Below are 16,376 nucleotides of genomic sequence, written 5' to 3'. Positions count from 1 at the left end.
TTCTCAGCAATCCACAGAGAGATGCTCGCGCACTGAGGCCTTCGCGCTGAGGCCCGAGGCGGCAAATTCGGCGCCTTCTTCATGCCGGGCCATTTTTCCATCAGGCTGAACGCGTCGACCGATATCTTGCAACGCAGCCGCACGGAGCTCCTTCGAACTCATCGGTTTCGTCACTTGCCGGCACGACCATTGCAGCTGTGGCTTTGGTCGCCGGTCGTCGCTTCTGGCGACCACCATGTATTCTGGCCTAACGCCATGGTTCATTTTGCCGATATTCATCGAGGAGGCCGCGGCAGCGCCGTGCCGCCCGTCGCGAGTGACGGCTGGAACTCTTTCCACGGCTAATGACCACATCTTTTCCGATTCCGTGAAGAGAAATAGAAATACATTTCTTATAAATCATAAAATCCATGTGTTTTATAGACTTTAGCTGCAGCACTGACAAAAGTCTGGAACACATAGGATGTCGTATCTTCTCAGTCTTCTCGACAAAAGCCCCCTTGACCAGGGATGGACGCCCGTAGAGGCGTTGCAGGCGACCACCGCGCTTGCGGTAAAGGCGGAAGAATGGGGCTATCATCGTTTCTGGGTCGCCGAGCATCACAACATGGCGGACCTTGCGAGCTCGGCGCCGGAAACGCTGATCGCCTATCTCCTTGCGAAGACGTCGAGGATCCGCGTCGGTTCGGGCGGCGTCATGCTGCAGCATTACAGCGCCTACAAGGTGGCGGAGACGTTCAACCTTCTCGCATCGCTGGCGCCCGGCCGCGTCGATCTCGGGGTGGGCAAGGCGCCAGGTGGATTTCCGCTTTCGACGCGGGCACTGCAGGCAGCGATCGACCCGGCGCGCCGGCAAGGCTTTGACGAGCAGCTTGCCGATCTCAACCACTATCTTGCGCCCGGTGAGATTCGAGAGGGTCTCTACGCGACCCCTCTGCCGCCGACGGCACCCGAGCGTTTCCTGCTCGGAGCCAGCGTCGAAAGCGCGAAACTCGCGGCGGAAAAAGGCTGGAAGCTGGTCTTCGCCGGTCATCTGAACGGCGATCCCGAAAATCTGGAAAATACTTTCAAGGCCTATGAGCAGGCGGCGGGTGGCGATCGCCCGATCCTGGCGCTCGCCGCTTTCGCCGCCGAAAGCCAAGAGCGGGCGCGCGAGCGCGTGGCGGAACTCAGGATCTTCAAGGTTTTCCTTGCCAACGGCCAGAGCGTCAATGTCGGCAGCGAGGAGCAGGCCGCCGAATTCGCGCGCCAGGCAGGTGTTACCGAATACCGCGTCGAGAAAAAGACGCCGAGCGTGGTTTGCGGGACGGCGCGGCAGGTGCGCAGCGAACTCGATGCATTGCACCGCCGCCATGGCGTCACGGAATTCATCATCGACACCCCCGCAGTCGGCGCGCCCGAGCGGCTCGCCTCGATCGAGCTCATTGCCAGAGAGCGGCTTTCCCTCGTCGCCTGATCATCCGGAGAAGGACATTTTGCCATGACCACCAGGAACGTGACTTTCGGTATCATGCTGCAGGGGCCGGGCGGACATATGAATGCCTGGAAACATCCGAGCGGGCCGGCCGACGCGAGCATTAACTTCGGCTTCTTCGTCGAGACTGCGCTGAAGGCGGAAGCTGCCGGCATCGCCTTCGCCTTCGTCGCCGACGGGCTATACATCAACGAACAGTCGATCCCGCATTTCCTCAACCGCTTCGAGCCGATCTCGATCCTGTCGGCGCTCGCCGCTTCCACATCGAAAATCGGGCTCGTCGGCACCGTTTCGACGTCCTACAGCGACCCGTTTACCATTGCGCGCCAATTCGCCTCGCTCGATCTCATCAGCGGCGGGCGCGCCGGCTGGAATGCCGTGACCTCTCCGTTGGAGGGCTCGGGCCGCAACTACGGAAGACCGCATCCCGAACATGAACTGCGCTACGAGATCGCCGACGAATACCTCGATGCGATCAAGGGGCTCTGGGACTCCTGGGACGACGATGCCTTCGTGCGCGATCGTGAAAAGGGGGTTTACGTCGACAAGACGAAGATGCATCGGCTGAACCACAAAGGGCGCTTCTTCCAGATCGAAGGGCCGTTGAATATCAGCCGCTCGAAACAGGGGCAGCCGGTCGTCTTCCAGGCCGGAGCCTCCGATTCAGGCGTCCGGCTCGCCGGCAAACATGCCGACGCCGTGTTCACGAATGGAGGGCCGATCGAGGACGCCAAGGCCTTCTACAAACAGGTCAAGCAAAGTGCGGTTGCTCAGGGGCGGCGGGCGGCCGATGTCGGCATCTTTCCCGGCATCGGCCCGATCGTCGGCAGGACAGCCGAGGACGCCGAGACCAAGTATCAGGCGATCCGCGGCCTTGTAACGATCGAGGAGGCGCTCCTCTATCTCGGCCGCTTCTTCGATCACCACGATTTCAGCGCCTATCCACTCGACGAACCTTTTCCCGACATCGGCGATATCGGCAAGAACAGTTTCCGCGCCACCACGGATCGCATCAAGAAGACGGCACGTGAAACCGAGGCGACGCTTCGCGAGATCGCGCTCGACGTCGCGACGCCGAGGACCGCTTTTATCGGCACTGCCGAGCAAATTGCCGACGAGATCGTCCGCTGGGTCGATGCGGAAGCCGCCGACGGCTTCATTCTCGGGTTCCCCGTGATCGCCGAGGGGTTGGATGACTTCGTTGCACACGTACTGCCAATCCTGGAACAGCGCGGTTATTTCGAGCGCGCTCTGAAAGGCGAAACACTACGCGACCATCTTGCGCTGCCCTACCGGGAGAGCCGCTACAGCGCCGCATCGCAGGAAATCACGCAAAGAGCGCACGGGTGACGGTTGGGAGGTGTCCGGCATGAATGCGATCACCAACAATGCCCATTTCATCGATGACGTCGAGCAAGGGATCGCTGCCTACATCGGCGAGATGATTGAGTTGCGGCATGATCTTCACCGAAATCCGGAACTCGCGTTTCAGGAAGTCCGCACGAGCGGCATCGTCGCGACTTTGCTTGCAAGCTGGGGATACGAGGTTGCGACAGGTATCGCCGGAACAGGCGTCGTGGCGACACTCCAGCGCGGGGACGGCACTCGGCGCATCGGCATCCGCGCCGACATGGATGCGCTGCCTATCGACGAGAAAACCAACCTCTCGTATGCGAGCCAGGAGCCGGGTCTCATGCATGCCTGCGGTCATGACGGCCACACGGCGATTCTTCTTACCGCAGCACGCTATCTTGCCGAAAGCGGCCGCTTCTCCGGTACGCTGAGGCTCATTTTTCAACCAGCGGAGGAGATCGGGGCCGGGGCGCGCAAAATGCTGTCGGACGGGCTATTCGAACGCTTCCCGGTTGATGCGGTCTTCGGCTTGCACAATTGGCCTGGTCTCGCCATTGGCCGTTTCGGGTTCGTTGCGGGACCGGCAATGGCGTCGGTCGATCAGGCGATAATTCATATCAAGGGCAGGGGTGGTCACGGCGCAGAGCCTCATAATGCGGTCGATCCGGTCGTAGCAGCAGCGTCGTTCATCACAGCATTGCAGAGTGTCGTTTCGCGCAACGTGGATCCGCGAGATATGGCCGTCATTACCGTCGGGTCGATTCACGGCGGATCAGCGTCGAACGTGATCCCGGAAACAGTCGAGATCAAACTGACGGTCAGAAGCTACAGCGAAGCAGTTCGCCAGCAGTTGAAGACACGCATCGCAGCGCTTGCCCGGGCACAGGCCGAAAGCTTCGGGGCGTGCGCTGACGTCGACTACCGGCTCGGCTTCCCAGCGGTCGTCAACCATGAGGAAGAAACGGCATTCGCGCGCCGTGTCGCGGTCGACACCTTCGGCGAAGGCTGGATCGAACAGGAGTTCAAACCGCGCACCGCTAGTGAGGACTTTGCCTTCTTCCTCGCGCGCCAGCCCGGCAGCTACCTCTTCGTCGGCAACGGAGAGAGCGCCGCGTTGCATAGCCCCCACTACAACTTCGACGATGGGATCATCGCACCCGCTGCTCGCTATTGGGTGCGGCTCGCCGAAACTTTCCTGCGCAATGATTCCAAGAACTGGAGACCGGCATGAGCGACACGTTTGTCTACACGTCGCCACTCGATCCACGTGCAAAACCGCTGATCGACGAGCTCATCTTCGAATATGACAGCCGCTACGGCACCTATTTCGACGAACAGGGCGCGGCCGCCGAGCTCAATCGCTATCCGCCCGAGGCCTTTGCTCCACCGCATGGCAATTTCGTGCTCCTGATCCGAAACAGCGAAACGATCGGCGGCGGTGCATTCAAGCACTACGACGACAGGACGGCTGAATTCAAGCGGATATGGACGCGTTCAGATCTGCGCCGCCAGGGGCTTGCGCGCAAGGTCGTCCTGGAGCTCGAGGCGCAGGCCGCGCGCCAAGGCTATTCGCGGATCTATCTGACGACCGGATTCCGGCAGCCTGAGGCCGTCGGGCTCTATCTCTCGAACGGTTATACTGCGCTCTTCGACATCGAGGCCGATCCGGAGGTCTACAAGACGCTGCCTTTCGAGAAGGACATTTCCCATCTCCTGGCATCATCCGCGTTTTTGGGTGCGGCGCTCGTGGCAGAGCCCGTAACCGCGAGCCACCCCTAGAGCGCCGGTTCTCTCCCACCAAATTTTCCGCGCGGCACGAACCACCTCAGAGAGGATGCACGATGGCACTTCTGACAGATCTTGCAGGCGCCGCCGACGCCGAACGAGAACGCGGCGCCAATTCGAACTACGCGCATTACCGGATCGTTCCGGCCCGTCACCCGGGTCGTGCGCTTGGTTCGTTGTTTGCCGCTGTGGTCATCGCAGCGGTGCTCTATTCAGTGCTCACCAATCCGCGCTGGGGCTGGCCGGTCTTCGCCGAATGGTTTTTCGCCGAGCCGGTTCTTGCCGGCCTTGGGCGGACGCTGCTGCTGACGGCGTTGGCGACTGTTTCCGGCTCGCTTCTCGGGACCGGTCTGGCGCTTGCAAGGGTTTCGAAGTCGCCCCTGCTTGCCAGTCTCTCGTTTGGCTATATCTGGCTGCTGCGCTCGATCCCGCTCATCGTCCTGCTGCTCGTGCTCAACAATCTTGGCTATCTCTACGAGACGATCACCCTCAGTGTCCCCTTCACCGACACCGTGTTTCTGAACTATCCGATGACGCAATTGCTGACGCCGTTTGCGGCTGCGTTCCTGGGCTTGACCCTCAATCAGTCGGCCTTCTTCGCCGAGATCGTGCGCGGCGGCATACTCTCCGTCGACCATGGACAGCACGAGGCGGCAGCCGCCCTCGGTCTGCCACGCAGTCGACAAGCGTTCCGTATCGTGCTGCCGCAAGCCATGCGCTCGATCCTGCCGACCGGCTTCAACGAGATCATCGGTCTCGCGAAAAGCACCTCGATGGTCTACGTGCTGGCGCTGCCGGAGCTGTTCTATACGGTTCAGGTCATCTATCGCCGCAACCTCGAAGTCATTCCGCTCCTGATGGTGGCGACCATCTGGTACCTCGTGATCATGACCGGTCTCTCGATCGCCCAGCACTATATCGAGCGGTATTTTTCGAAGGGCGCAGTTCGCAACCCGGATCCGTTGCCCTTCCAGGCCATCTTCTCGCGCTTCCGTCGCCCCCTTTCCGACATCCCGGCAGCGACCGCGGGCAAGACCGGCTTTCGCGACGCGCACGTCTTCCGCCCCGGCGGCGCCGTGCATGTTCACGGCATCTCCAAGAGCTTCGGGTCGCTCAAGGTTCTGGACGATGTCGAGCTGAATCTGCCCGCTGGCAGCGTCACGGCAATCCTCGGCCCCTCCGGCTCCGGCAAATCCACCCTGCTCAGGACGATCAATCACCTCGAGCGGGTCGACGACGGGTTCATTTCGATCGATGGGGATCTCGTCGGCTACCGGCAGAAGGGCGACACGCTCTATGAACTGAAAGAAAAGGACATACTGAAGCGCCGCGCCGACATCGGCATGGTGTTCCAGAACTTCAATCTGTTTCCACACCTGACCGTGCTCGAAAACCTCGTCGAAGCGCCGCTGCACGTGCGCGGTCTTGGCCGGGACGAGGCCATCCGCCTGGCACATGAGCTGATCACCCGCGTCGGTTTGAGCGACAAGATCAATGCCTATCCGCGCCAGCTTTCGGGCGGTCAGCAGCAGCGTGTCGCAATCGCCCGCTCCCTGGCCCTGCGCCCCAAGGTCCTGCTCTTCGATGAGCCGACGTCGGCGCTCGACCCCGAACTCGTCGGCGAAGTGCTGGACGTGATCAAGGAGCTGGCGCGCACCGGGACGACACTTGTGATCGTCACCCATGAAATCGGCTTTGCCCGCGAGGTCGCCGACACCGTGGTCTTCATGGAGGCGGGCCGCGTGCTCGAGCAGGGGCCGCCCGCGCGTATTTTCAACGAAGCACAGCACCCGCGTATGCGCGAATTTCTCGCAAGGGTTCTTTGAATACCGCCTGCATGCCGGCAACGGGTCCGGAGCGACATGAGCCACAACTTTTGGATGAAAAGGAGTCAAATACAGATGGCAGTCTTCGGCATCGCAAAATTGCTCCTCGCTGGAGCGGTCGCAGCATCGACCTTTGGTATCGGCCCGGCCTGGACCGAGGAGAAGTTTGATCTCAGTCCCGATACCTCCAATCGCCTTCGCGCCGACAAGAACGAGGCGGCGATCAAGGCGATCGCCCCCGACTTCAAGTTCGTGTCCCCGGGCAAGTTCACCGTCGCCATCAATCCCTGGGATCCGCCGATCGCCACCTATGCAACGGACTCGAAGACAGTCGTCGGCGCCGATCCGGATATTGCCTCGCTTCTCGCCGATTCCCTTGGTCTTGAACTCGAAGTCGTCGCGGTCGCCTGGGCGGACTGGCCGCTCGGCGTCAGTTCCGGCAAGTACGACGCGGTGATCAGCAACGTAACCGTCACAGAGGAGCGCAAGGAGAATTTCGACTTCTCCACCTACCGCAAGGACGTGCTCGGTTTCTTCGTCAAGGCGGATAGCCCCATCACCTCCATCAAGGAGCCGAAGGATGTGGCGGGACTGAAGGTCATCACCGGCGCCGGTACCAATCAGGAGAAGATCATTCTCGAATGGGATCGGCAGAATGTTGCCGCCGGCCTGAAGCCGATCGAGGTGCAATACTACGATGATCGCGCCGCGTCCGACCTCGCGCTGCAGTCCGGCCGCGCCGACGTCGAGTTCAATCCGAACGCGACGCGCGCCTACGCCGCGTCGATCAAGAACGACACGAAGGTCGTCGGCATCGTCAGTGGCGGCTGGCCGCTCACGGCGGAAATCGCGGTGACGACGCGCAAGGGGGCCGGTCTTGCCGATGCGATCACCATTGCCATCAATGATCTGATCAAGAACGGCAAATACAGCGAAGTCTTGAAGCGTTGGAGCGTCACCGACGAGGCGGTGGATGCATCGCAGACAAATCCCCCCGGCCTGCCGAAGAGCGGCTCCTGATTAAATCGTTTGTTCGACCGGCGGCCTGCCCGCCGCCGGTCTCCCATTTCCTTAGGAGAAGACAGGCATGGTTGGGATTTCGGTTAAGCGCTTATTCGTCGCAACAATAGCGGCACTCCTTCATTTCAGTTCGGCGCAGGCCGATGCCGGCTTTGATCTCAGCCCGGGGCAGCCGGGCCGCGTCCGCGCCGAAAAAGACGAAAGGGCAATCGCGGCGATCCCCGCCGACTTCGAGTTCGTAACGCCCGGTAAGTTCACCGTGGCGGTCAGTCCGGGTGGACCGCCGCTTGCGACGTATGCGACCGATGCCAGGACCGTCATCGGCGCCGATCCGGAATATGCGCAAGCCGTTGCCGACAGCCTGGGCTTAAGTCTCGAACTCGTGCCCGTCGCCTGGATCGACTGGCCGCTCGGCCTGACCTCGGGCAAATACGATGCGGTGATTTCGAATGTCGGCGTGACCGAGCAGCGCAAGGAGAAGTTCGACTTCTCGTCCTATCGCCAGGGCCTGCACGGTTTCTTCGTCAAATCGGACAGCGCGATCACCTCGATCAAGAAGCCGAAGGACGCGGCGGGTCTTCGGATCATCGTCGGCGCCGGCACCAATCAGGAACGCATCCTCCTGAAATGGAACGAAGAGAATATCGCGGCAGGGCTGAAGCCTCTGGAACTGCAGTATTATGACGACGAGGCGGCAAGCCTCGTGGCGCTGGCATCCGGGCGCGCCGACGTGATCGTTCAGCCGCACGCGCAGTTGGTCTTCATCGCGGCGCGTGACAGGAAGATCAAGCGCGTTGGTACCTTGAGTGCCGGCTGGCCGGAGCGATCCGACGTCGCGATTACCACGCACAAAGGCAGCGGTCTCGCCAATGCGCTCACCATCGCCACCAACGGTCTCATCGAGAGCGGAATCTATTCCAAGATCCTCGATCGCTGGCGCCTCTCCGAGGAGGCCTTGCCCAGGTCGGAAACCAATCCCCCAGGCCTGCCGAAATTCTGAGGATGGCTTGAAGATGACCGGCCGCACCATCTCGATCCGCCATATCGGTTTCCTCAGCCCAGGCAATTATCGCCACGACAATCCGCTCGAAGGGCTGGAGAAGACCCTGACGCTGCTGGAATATGGCGAGGCGCTGGGCTTTGAGAGCGCTTGGGTGCGCCAGAGGCACCTTGAACCCGGTATTTCCTCGGCAGCGGCCTTTCTGGCGGCGGCGACCCAGAGAACAACCCGGATCGAGCTGGGCACGGCCGTGATCCCGATCGGCTATGAAAATCCCTTTCGCCTCGCTGAGGATCTAGCGACGGTCGATGTCCTTTCGCGCGGCCGACTCAATATCGGCTTGAGTGCCAGTCGCCCGCCGCATCTGGACCTGATCGCTCCCTTGGCCTTCGACGGCGATTGGTCGGCCTACGATTTCTCACACGCACGCGTCCTTCGTTTTGCCGCGAACCTGCACAGCAATCTCCTCGGCGGCGAGGAGACGCTTATTTCGACGCCCTTCGGTCTCAAGCGCCCCCGTCTGCAGCCTTACGCCGTGGGGCTTGTCGAGCGCCTCTGGTATGGCGGCGGTTCGCTTCGTTCGGCCGAATGGGCGGGGGCGACCGGCTTCAACCTGCTGATCGGCAATGTCACCACCGGCGAGGAAACCGATGATTTCTTCGTCGCGCAGGCGCGACAGCTTGAGACTTACCGGTCCTCCGGCGGCGCCGGGAAGCGGGTGGCGCTCGGTCGGGTGATTGTTCCGCTCGACGGCGCCGATGCCGTGACACGGCGGCGCTACCGCGACTATGTGGCCGGGCGACACGCTCGTACGCTCTCGCCACAGGGCGAACGTCGGACGCTCTTTGCCCGCGATCTGGTCGGCACCTCGGACGAAATACTGGAGCGGTTGTTTGCCGATCCGATCCTGCCGCAGGTGAGCGAGCTTCGGCTCGAACTGCCTTACGAGTTCGAAGAGGAGGAATATCGCCAGATCCTCGAAGATGTCGTGACACGTATCGCGCCGGCGCTCGGGTGGCCGCGACCGTCACCTGCCGTTTCTGGACACACAGCACAAATTTCCGCGCGCTCGAACGACCAAGCCACCGCCTGATCAGTGGCAGCGCATTACATGCAAGAAGGACACCTCTCGCGTGACGAAAACCGTCGACTATTTCTTCTCCATTGGCTCGCCCTGGTCGTTCATCGGGCTTGAGGCCTTCGTCGCACTCGCCCGTGAGCATGGCGCAGAGATCAAGCCGTTTCTCTCGACCGTGATCGAGGAGAATGGCGGGATTTTCTCGCGCAACCGTCCGGAAGCCCGACGGGCCTATGGCGCGCGCGACTTGAGACGCTGGAGCCAGCTTCGCGGCAAGCCGCTGCTTCTCGACAATCGCCCGACGCTCGGCGATCCGACATCTGCATCCCGCATGGTTATCGCCGCCTACCTGGACGGCGCCGATTGGCTAACCCTGACGGAGGCGCTGCAGATGGCCTTCTGGGTGGAAGACAGGGACATTGGCGACATGTCCGTTCGAAAGACGGTCGCGGATGATGCCGGTTTCGATGGCGGCGCGCTCGCAGCGCGCGAAGGCGATGACGATGTAAATGCCAAGTGGGCCGCCGATCGCCAACATGCCATCCGAAGCGGCGTCTTCGGCTTTCCGACCTTCGGTTATGACGGCGAAATCTATTGGGGGCAGGACAATCTGTTCTTTCTCGCGATGCACCTGAGCGGAGACAAGCCATGAGCATGTTGCGGCAGTATGAGCGCCTGAATGCCATCCGGGATGCCTTGCAGGACAGGCTTGAGTTCTACGAGGCACGCGACTGTTTGGGCTTTGACGATTTCGATGACGGGACCGCCTCCGAGCTCCGGGACCGCATCGCTGAACTCTCCGATGAGCTTTCGAACCTCAAGCGCCAGCGCGATCGACACGAGGTGTGGTGAGCGGCAATTCCTTAAATTTGAACGCAACACGACTTTGATGACAGGAAGATCTCAATGACAGTGCAAGTGAACTCCCGTACGGCCGAACATCCGATTAACCCGCTCTTCCTCGAGCGCTGGTCGCCACGCGCCTATGCCAGCGTCGAGATTTCGCAAGCGGAGGTCTTCGAGATACTGGAAGCCGCCCGCTGGGCGCCCTCGGCCTACAATGCCCAGCCATGGCATTTCGTCTACGCACGACGCGGCGGCAAGGACTGGGAGAAGCTGCTCGGCCTGCTCAACGAATTCAATCGCAGTTGGGCCAGCCGGGCTTCGGCCTTGATTTTCGTGCTCTCGCGAACGTCACTGCTGCCGCCTGGCGCGAAGGAAGAAGTTCCCTCCTACACGCACTCTTTCGATGCGGGCGCCGCATGGGGCGCCTTGGCCTTGCAGGCTGCCTACTCCGGCTGGCAGGCCCACGGAATGGCCGGCATCGACTACGAGCGGGCGCGAACCGAACTCGGCGTTCCCGCCAACTATCGAGTCGAGGCGGCGGTCGCGATCGGCCGCGTCGGCGACAAGGCGCAGTTGCCCGAGCCGCTGCAACAGCGGGAGGCTCCGAGCCATCGCAAGGCACTGTCGGAGATCGTTTCCGAGGGGCGCTTCGAGGCTGCGTAGCGCTGACAATCAACTGGCAGATGAGTGCCTGCGCAAACGGTGCGCGGGCGCCGAAGGGCGGCCGTGATCTCCGGGCGGTACAGCTGTAAAACCACGCCGAGGACCCGGTTGCGGGTAGTTGGCCGTTCGTCCCGATGCGCTTCGGGGCGCTTTCATGGATGCTACGTTCGATACGGTTCACTCTCTGTTGGAACAATCGTTCGGCCGGGACCGCCCGGCTCTCACTACAAAATGCGCGAAAGTTCCGACAAATAGAACATCATTTCTATAGATTGAATAGATTGATGATAGCCTACGCGAGACCGATAGCCGAGGAGAGTGGAGATGACCAAACCAAAAAAACGCCAGTTGAAGCTCGGAGCCTTTCTTTATCCCACCGGCCACCATGTTGCCGCCTGGCGTCATCCGGAGGCGCAGGCCGACGCGGGTTCGAATTTCGCCCACTATGTCGGTCTCGCGCAGGTCGCGGAGGCAGCAAAGTTCGATCTCGTTTTCATGGCCGACGGTGTCGGCACGCGCGGCACCGATATCGAATCGCTCAGCCGGACCGCCATCCGCTACGTCGCTCAGTTCGAACCGATCACCCTGCTCTCAGCGCTTTCGGCCGTCACCAGGAACATCGGCTTCGTTGCGACGGCTTCCACCTCCTATAACGAACCCTATCACATTGCCCGCAAGTTCGCCTCACTCGATCACATCAGCGGCGGGCGGGCCGGCTGGAACCTGGTCACCTCGTCCAGCGAGCACGAGGCCCATAATTTCGGGCGCGACGAGCATTACGCCCATGCCGAGCGCTACGAGCGGGCAGAAGAATTCGCGGATGTTGTCCGCGGGCTCTGGGACACCTGGGAAGAAGACGCATTCCCGCGCGACAAGGAAAGCGGCATCTATTTCGATCCGGAAAAGCAGCACATCCTCAATCACAAGGGCAAGCACTTCAAGGTGCGGGGGCCGCTGAATGTCGCACGCGCTCCACAGGGGCACCCCGTTCTGGTGCAGGCGGGTTCTTCCGAGCCTGGCAAGGAACTGGCGGCCCGTACGGCGGAAGTCGTCTTCACCGCCCATCAGACGGTCGAAGACGCCCGCGCCTTCTATGCCGACGTCAAAGGGCGCCTCGCGAAATACGGAAGGGACAAGGACGATCTCAAGATCATGCCGGGCATTTTCCCCGTCATCGGCAGGACAGAGGAAGAGGCGCAGGCGAAATTCCAAGAGATCCAGGACCTGATCCATCCGGTCGTTGGCCTGTCGATGCTCGCCGGCATGGCCGGCAGCGTCGATCTTTCGAAATATCCGCTCGACGGACCTGTCCCGGACCTGCCCGAGACGAACAGCAGCAAGAGCCGGCAGAAGTTGCTCCTCGATCTGGCGCGTCGTGAAGGCCTGACGATCCGGCAACTTTACCTGCGCATCGCAGGCGCCCGCGGCCACTATCAGATCGTCGGAACGCCGGCGCAGATCGCCGACGCGATGGAGGAATGGTTCACCACTGGCGCCGCCGACGGCTTCAACGTGATGCCTCCGCATCTGCCGGTCGGGCTATACGACTTCGTCGAACATGTCCTGCCCGAGCTTCGCCGGCGCGGGCTCTTCCGGACGGAATACGAGGGCAAGACGCTCCGCGAGAATCTCGGGCTCAGCGTGCCCCGGCACCCGACCCAGATTCGCGTCGCGGCCGAATGATCCGGCAGTAGGGGGAGAAACGAGATGAGCAATCCCACCCACCTTCGAATTCGCGACGTGACGCGCGAGTTCAACGTCAACGGCAAGAAACTGACGGCGCTGGACAGCATCAGCCTCGACATTGCCGAGGGCGAATTCGTCACGATCGTCGGTGCGAGCGGTTGCGGAAAGTCGACGCTACTGCGCCTTGGTGCCGGACTCGACACGACCCATTCCGGTCGGATCTCGCATGACGGCCGGCCTGTCACTGGCCCCAGTCTCGATCGAGGCATGGTGTTTCAGGAGTCGAGGCTCTTTCCCTGGCTGACGGTGGAGCGCAACATCGCTCTCGGGCTCGAGAATTCCGAGCTTCCGAAGAGCGAGAAGAAGCGCCTGGTCGAGGAACATCTGGAACTTGTCGGGCTTTCGGGTTTCGCGGAGGCCTATCCGCACCAGCTTTCCGGAGGCATGGCGCAGCGCGCCGGGATCGCGCGGGGCCTGGTAAACCGTCCGAATGTGGTGTTTCTCGACGAGCCCTTCGGCGCGCTCGACGCGATCACAAAGACGCGGCTGCAGGACGAATTGCAAGAGATCTGGGCGCGCGAACGCATCACCATGGTCCTCGTCACCCACGACGTCGAGGAGGCCGTCTATCTCGGCGACCGTGTTGTGGTCATGTCGCCGCGGCCTGGCCGGATCCGGGACATCGTGACCGTGGGTCTTCCCCGTCCTCGCCAACGTACGTCCGCCACGCTTGCGAAGGTCCGGACGCGTGTTCTCGAAAGCCTGAACGCGATCGAGGGCAGGCCGGCCGCCGGTGAGCGGTCCGCCGAAGCCAAGAGAGGCCCGAGGACCGAACCTCTTCGGCCAGCCGTCGCGCTCGCAAACTGACATTCTCGTTAGCTAGAAATGGAGAAGACGATGAAACTGATGTCCCTGGCCCGATTGGCTGCAGGCGCGGCGCTCACGCTCGGCTTTTTTTTAACCGCCGCGCAGGCCGAAGAGCCGCTCGTCATCCACGTCGGCTACGCCGCGATCGGCGTCGACAACCGGCCTTTCGCGGAGGGTACCTCGGCGGCGACCGCGCGCGCCGGCGAATATCTCGAGAAGGAATTCGCCAACGATCCTGACATCAAGATCGAATGGACCTTCTTCAAAGGCGCCGGCCCGGCGGTGAACGAGGCCTTTGCCAATGAGCAGCTCGATTTCGCCTATCAGGGCGACCTGCCGTCGCTGATCGGCCGCGCAACCGGGCTGAAGACCAAGTACCTGCTCGCCAGCGGCGCCCGCAAGCCACTCTATCTCGCCATCGCCAAGGACTCCGGCATCCAGAAGATCGAGGAACTGAAAGGCCGCAAAGTCGCCCTTCAGCGCGGTACGAACGGTCACCTCGCCGCGATAAAGGTCTTGAACGCACATGGCCTTACCGAGCGTGACGTCCAGATCGTCAATCTCGACAGTGCCGGCACCGTGGCGGCGCTGACGAGCAAGGATATCGATGCCGCCTTCGGCGATACCCAGCTCATCAACCTCGCCGCCAAAGGCTCGGCGGATGTCATCTACACGACCAAGGGGGACGATCCGCGCTTCGGCCGCAACGCAGGCATCATCGGCCGCGAGGCCTTCATCGAGACGCACCCGGAAATCACCCAGCGCGTCGTCGATGCCTTTGTGAAGGCAGCACAATGGTCGTCGGACGAGCCGAACCGCGCGGCGCTCTTCGAGCTCTGGCACAAGTCCGGCACGCCGATCCCGATCATCGAAGAGTATTTCAGCAACGACAAGCTCGCCTACCGCAACTCGCCACTGATCGATGGCCTCCTCGTTTCCCAGTACAAGGAGCAGGCGACGAAGAGCAAGGAATACGGCCTCATTCGCCGTGAAGTGGACCTCGAAGGATGGTTCGAGCCGAAGTATCTCAACGACGCGCTCGAACGGCTGAACCTCAAGTCCTTCTGGCAGCCCTATGGCGCGGACGGCAAGCCGGTCGCCTCCTGATCTGCGACGGACAGGACGAGGCCAGCCATGACCGTGTTTGTCGAAACCGCCGGCGAAGGCACCCCGTCGCCGTGGCGGAGGCGCCTGGCGCTGGGCCTGATGGGCGCCATCTTCCCGGCGGCATTTCTCCTGCTGTGGTGGGTCGCCTCCGAGAGGGGGTGGCTCGCCGAGCAGATCCTGCCGTCGCCCGTCTATGTCTATGGGACGGCGCGCGACATGATCGTAACCGGAGAGCTGCTCTATCATGCCAGCGTCAGCCTGCGCCGCGTCGTCATGGGCTTCGCCTTCGGGGCGGCGGCCGGGCTCGGCCTCGGCATCGCTATGGGGCTTTCCCGGCGTGTCGAGGATTACGTTAAGCCGCTCTTCCTGGCCTTCGCACAGATACCGACCCTCGGCTGGATTCCGCTCCTGATGCTGCTCGTCGGCATTGACGAAACGTTGAAGGTCATCGTCATCGCCAAGGGCGCGCTTGTGCCCATGGTCGTCAACACCTATGCCGGCATTCGCGGCGTGTCGCCGAAATACATCGAAGTCGGGCACGCGCTGAGGTTCAGCGATTGGCAGATCTTGCGCTTCATCGTGCTGCCCGGCGCGATACCGTCGATCTTCACCGGCATTCGCTACGGCCTGACCCATTCCTGGACGTCCCTCGTCGGCGTCGAGCTTCTGGCCTCCTCCGAGGGCCTCGGCTACCTGCTCGTCTGGGGCCGCCAGATGTTCTGGCTCGATACGGTCATCGTCGCAATGATCGTCATCGGTCTCGTCGGCTTCGCCATGGACAAGGGCCTCGACCGCACCGAAACCTTGATCCAGCGATGGAAGCGCGAGGAGATCTGAGCATGACCGAGTCCATCGCTTCGACCCGTCTCGTCCGGTTTCGCAGAGGCATCACGCTGCCGATCCTGCTCTTGATCGCCTGGGAAACCTCGAGCCGCACCGGTCTTGTCGATCCGCGCTTCTTGCCATCGCTGCAAGATGTGGTGCTCACGGCCAAACGCGAGCTCGTCGACAATGATCTCATCGGCGAACTCGGCTTCAGCCTGATGCGAAACATCGCTGGGTTCCTGATCGGGTGCGTCGCAGGCGTCGCCTTCGCCGCAACGCTTGCATTGTCGCGCACTGCGGACGTCCTGATCACGCCGAGCTTCAACGGCTTGAAGCAGATTTCGCTGCTTGCCTGGATCCCGCTGATCTCCGTCTGGTTCGGTTTCGGCGAACAGGCGAAGATCGTCTTCGTGGCACTTGCTGCCTTCATACCGATCGTGCTCAACACCTATGAGGGGATGCGGAACGTGCCAGCCGAACTCATCGAGGTCGGCCACGCGCTGCGCTTCAATGCCCGACAGAGAATTCTTCGGATTTTCCTGCCTTCGGCCATGCCTTCGATCGCAACCGGCGTGCACCTCGGTTTGATCTATTCCTGGCTCGCGACCGTCGGAGCCGAATATTTCCTGGCTGTCGGCCCGGGCATCGGCGGTCTCGTCATCGCCGGGCGGGAACGCTTCGACATGGCGCTCGTCATGGTCGGCGTGCTGATCCTCGGCCTGGTCGGCTTTCTTCTCAATCGGCTCGCCTATGCGCTCGAAAGCCATCTACTGCGCTGGCGCCCACAGCAGCGATGAGTGACCATCTTCCCCTCAGCTATATCCGTCGTTGAGCTTCCTCGTAGCA

The 16,376-nt window shown here is 61.8% G+C and carries 17 protein-coding genes; 16 read left to right on the top strand and 1 reads right to left on the bottom strand.

Going from position 1 to position 16,376, the window contains the following annotated elements:
• Window positions 1-3 precede the first annotated feature (3 nt).
• Window positions 4-279: a hypothetical protein gene (locus RB548_RS30375; RefSeq protein ID WP_331376088.1), complete on the bottom strand. Its 276-nt coding sequence runs from the start codon at window positions 277-279 to the stop codon at window positions 4-6.
• Between the two features lie 184 nt (window positions 280-463).
• Between RB548_RS30375 and RB548_RS30370 the strand changes: the two genes are divergently transcribed.
• The 16 genes from RB548_RS30370 to RB548_RS30295 all read left to right on the top strand — a co-directional run bounded on the left by RB548_RS30370 (window position 464) and on the right by RB548_RS30295 (window position 16,327).
• On the top strand, window positions 464-1,456 hold the full coding sequence (locus tag RB548_RS30370; protein WP_331376087.1) for an LLM class flavin-dependent oxidoreductase: 993 nt from the start codon (window positions 464-466) through the stop codon (window positions 1,454-1,456).
• A gap of 24 nt (window positions 1,457-1,480) precedes the next feature.
• On the top strand, window positions 1,481-2,824 hold the full coding sequence (locus RB548_RS30365) for an LLM class flavin-dependent oxidoreductase (RefSeq protein ID WP_331376086.1): 1,344 nt from the start codon (window positions 1,481-1,483) through the stop codon (window positions 2,822-2,824).
• A gap of 19 nt (window positions 2,825-2,843) precedes the next feature.
• Window positions 2,844-4,058, top strand: coding sequence for a M20 aminoacylase family protein (locus RB548_RS30360; protein ID WP_331376085.1), 1,215 nt, complete (start codon window positions 2,844-2,846; stop codon window positions 4,056-4,058).
• Window positions 4,055-4,606: a GNAT family N-acetyltransferase gene (locus RB548_RS30355; protein ID WP_331376084.1), complete on the top strand. Its 552-nt coding sequence runs from the start codon at window positions 4,055-4,057 to the stop codon at window positions 4,604-4,606. Before RB548_RS30360 ends, RB548_RS30355 begins: the two co-directional genes overlap by 4 nt.
• A 62-nt stretch (window positions 4,607-4,668) precedes the next feature.
• On the top strand, window positions 4,669-6,438 hold the full coding sequence (locus RB548_RS30350) for an amino acid ABC transporter permease/ATP-binding protein (RefSeq protein WP_331376083.1): 1,770 nt from the start codon (window positions 4,669-4,671) through the stop codon (window positions 6,436-6,438).
• Window positions 6,439-6,513: 75 nt separating this feature from the next.
• Window positions 6,514-7,458 (top strand): ABC transporter substrate-binding protein, encoded by a 945-nt coding sequence (locus RB548_RS30345; RefSeq protein ID WP_331376082.1) that lies wholly within the window; start codon window positions 6,514-6,516, stop codon window positions 7,456-7,458.
• Window positions 7,459-7,525: 67 nt separating this feature from the next.
• Complete coding sequence (locus tag RB548_RS30340) at window positions 7,526-8,458, top strand: ABC transporter substrate-binding protein (protein ID WP_331376081.1); 933 nt, start codon at window positions 7,526-7,528, stop codon at window positions 8,456-8,458.
• Window positions 8,459-8,471: 13 nt separating this feature from the next.
• Window positions 8,472-9,551, top strand: a complete 1,080-nt coding sequence (locus RB548_RS30335; RefSeq protein ID WP_331376080.1) for an LLM class flavin-dependent oxidoreductase — start codon at window positions 8,472-8,474, stop codon at window positions 9,549-9,551.
• A gap of 40 nt (window positions 9,552-9,591) precedes the next feature.
• Window positions 9,592-10,188 (top strand): 2-hydroxychromene-2-carboxylate isomerase, encoded by a 597-nt coding sequence (locus RB548_RS30330; RefSeq protein WP_331376079.1) that lies wholly within the window; start codon window positions 9,592-9,594, stop codon window positions 10,186-10,188.
• Window positions 10,185-10,388 carry a hypothetical protein gene (locus RB548_RS30325; RefSeq protein ID WP_331376078.1) on the top strand — a complete coding sequence of 68 codons (204 nt, stop codon included), beginning with the start codon at window positions 10,185-10,187 and terminating at the stop codon, window positions 10,386-10,388. Before RB548_RS30330 ends, RB548_RS30325 begins: the two co-directional genes overlap by 4 nt.
• Window positions 10,389-10,442: 54 nt before the next feature.
• A complete protein-coding gene (locus RB548_RS30320) occupies window positions 10,443-11,045 on the top strand; it encodes a nitroreductase family protein (protein ID WP_331376077.1) in 603 nt (200 codons plus the stop codon).
• 324 nt (window positions 11,046-11,369) lie between these two features.
• Window positions 11,370-12,728, top strand: coding sequence for an LLM class flavin-dependent oxidoreductase (locus RB548_RS30315; protein ID WP_331376076.1), 1,359 nt, complete (start codon window positions 11,370-11,372; stop codon window positions 12,726-12,728).
• Window positions 12,729-12,752: 24 nt separating this feature from the next.
• Window positions 12,753-13,598: an ABC transporter ATP-binding protein gene (locus RB548_RS30310; protein WP_331376075.1), complete on the top strand. Its 846-nt coding sequence runs from the start codon at window positions 12,753-12,755 to the stop codon at window positions 13,596-13,598.
• A 30-nt stretch (window positions 13,599-13,628) separates the two neighbouring features.
• Window positions 13,629-14,705, top strand: a complete 1,077-nt coding sequence (locus RB548_RS30305) for an ABC transporter substrate-binding protein (RefSeq protein ID WP_331376074.1) — start codon at window positions 13,629-13,631, stop codon at window positions 14,703-14,705.
• Between the two features lie 27 nt (window positions 14,706-14,732).
• Window positions 14,733-15,542, top strand: coding sequence for an ABC transporter permease (locus RB548_RS30300; protein WP_331376073.1), 810 nt, complete (start codon window positions 14,733-14,735; stop codon window positions 15,540-15,542).
• Between the two features lie 2 nt (window positions 15,543-15,544).
• The gene (locus RB548_RS30295; protein ID WP_331376072.1) at window positions 15,545-16,327 is read left to right on the top strand and encodes an ABC transporter permease; all 783 of its coding nucleotides are present in this window, start codon (window positions 15,545-15,547) and stop codon (window positions 16,325-16,327) included.
• The last annotated feature ends 49 nt before the right edge of the window (window positions 16,328-16,376 follow it).

Source organism: Sinorhizobium chiapasense, from assembly GCF_036488675.1.
GTDB lineage: Bacteria > Pseudomonadota > Alphaproteobacteria > Rhizobiales > Rhizobiaceae > Sinorhizobium > Sinorhizobium chiapasense.
This window is presented reverse-complemented; position numbering and strand designations above follow the sequence as displayed.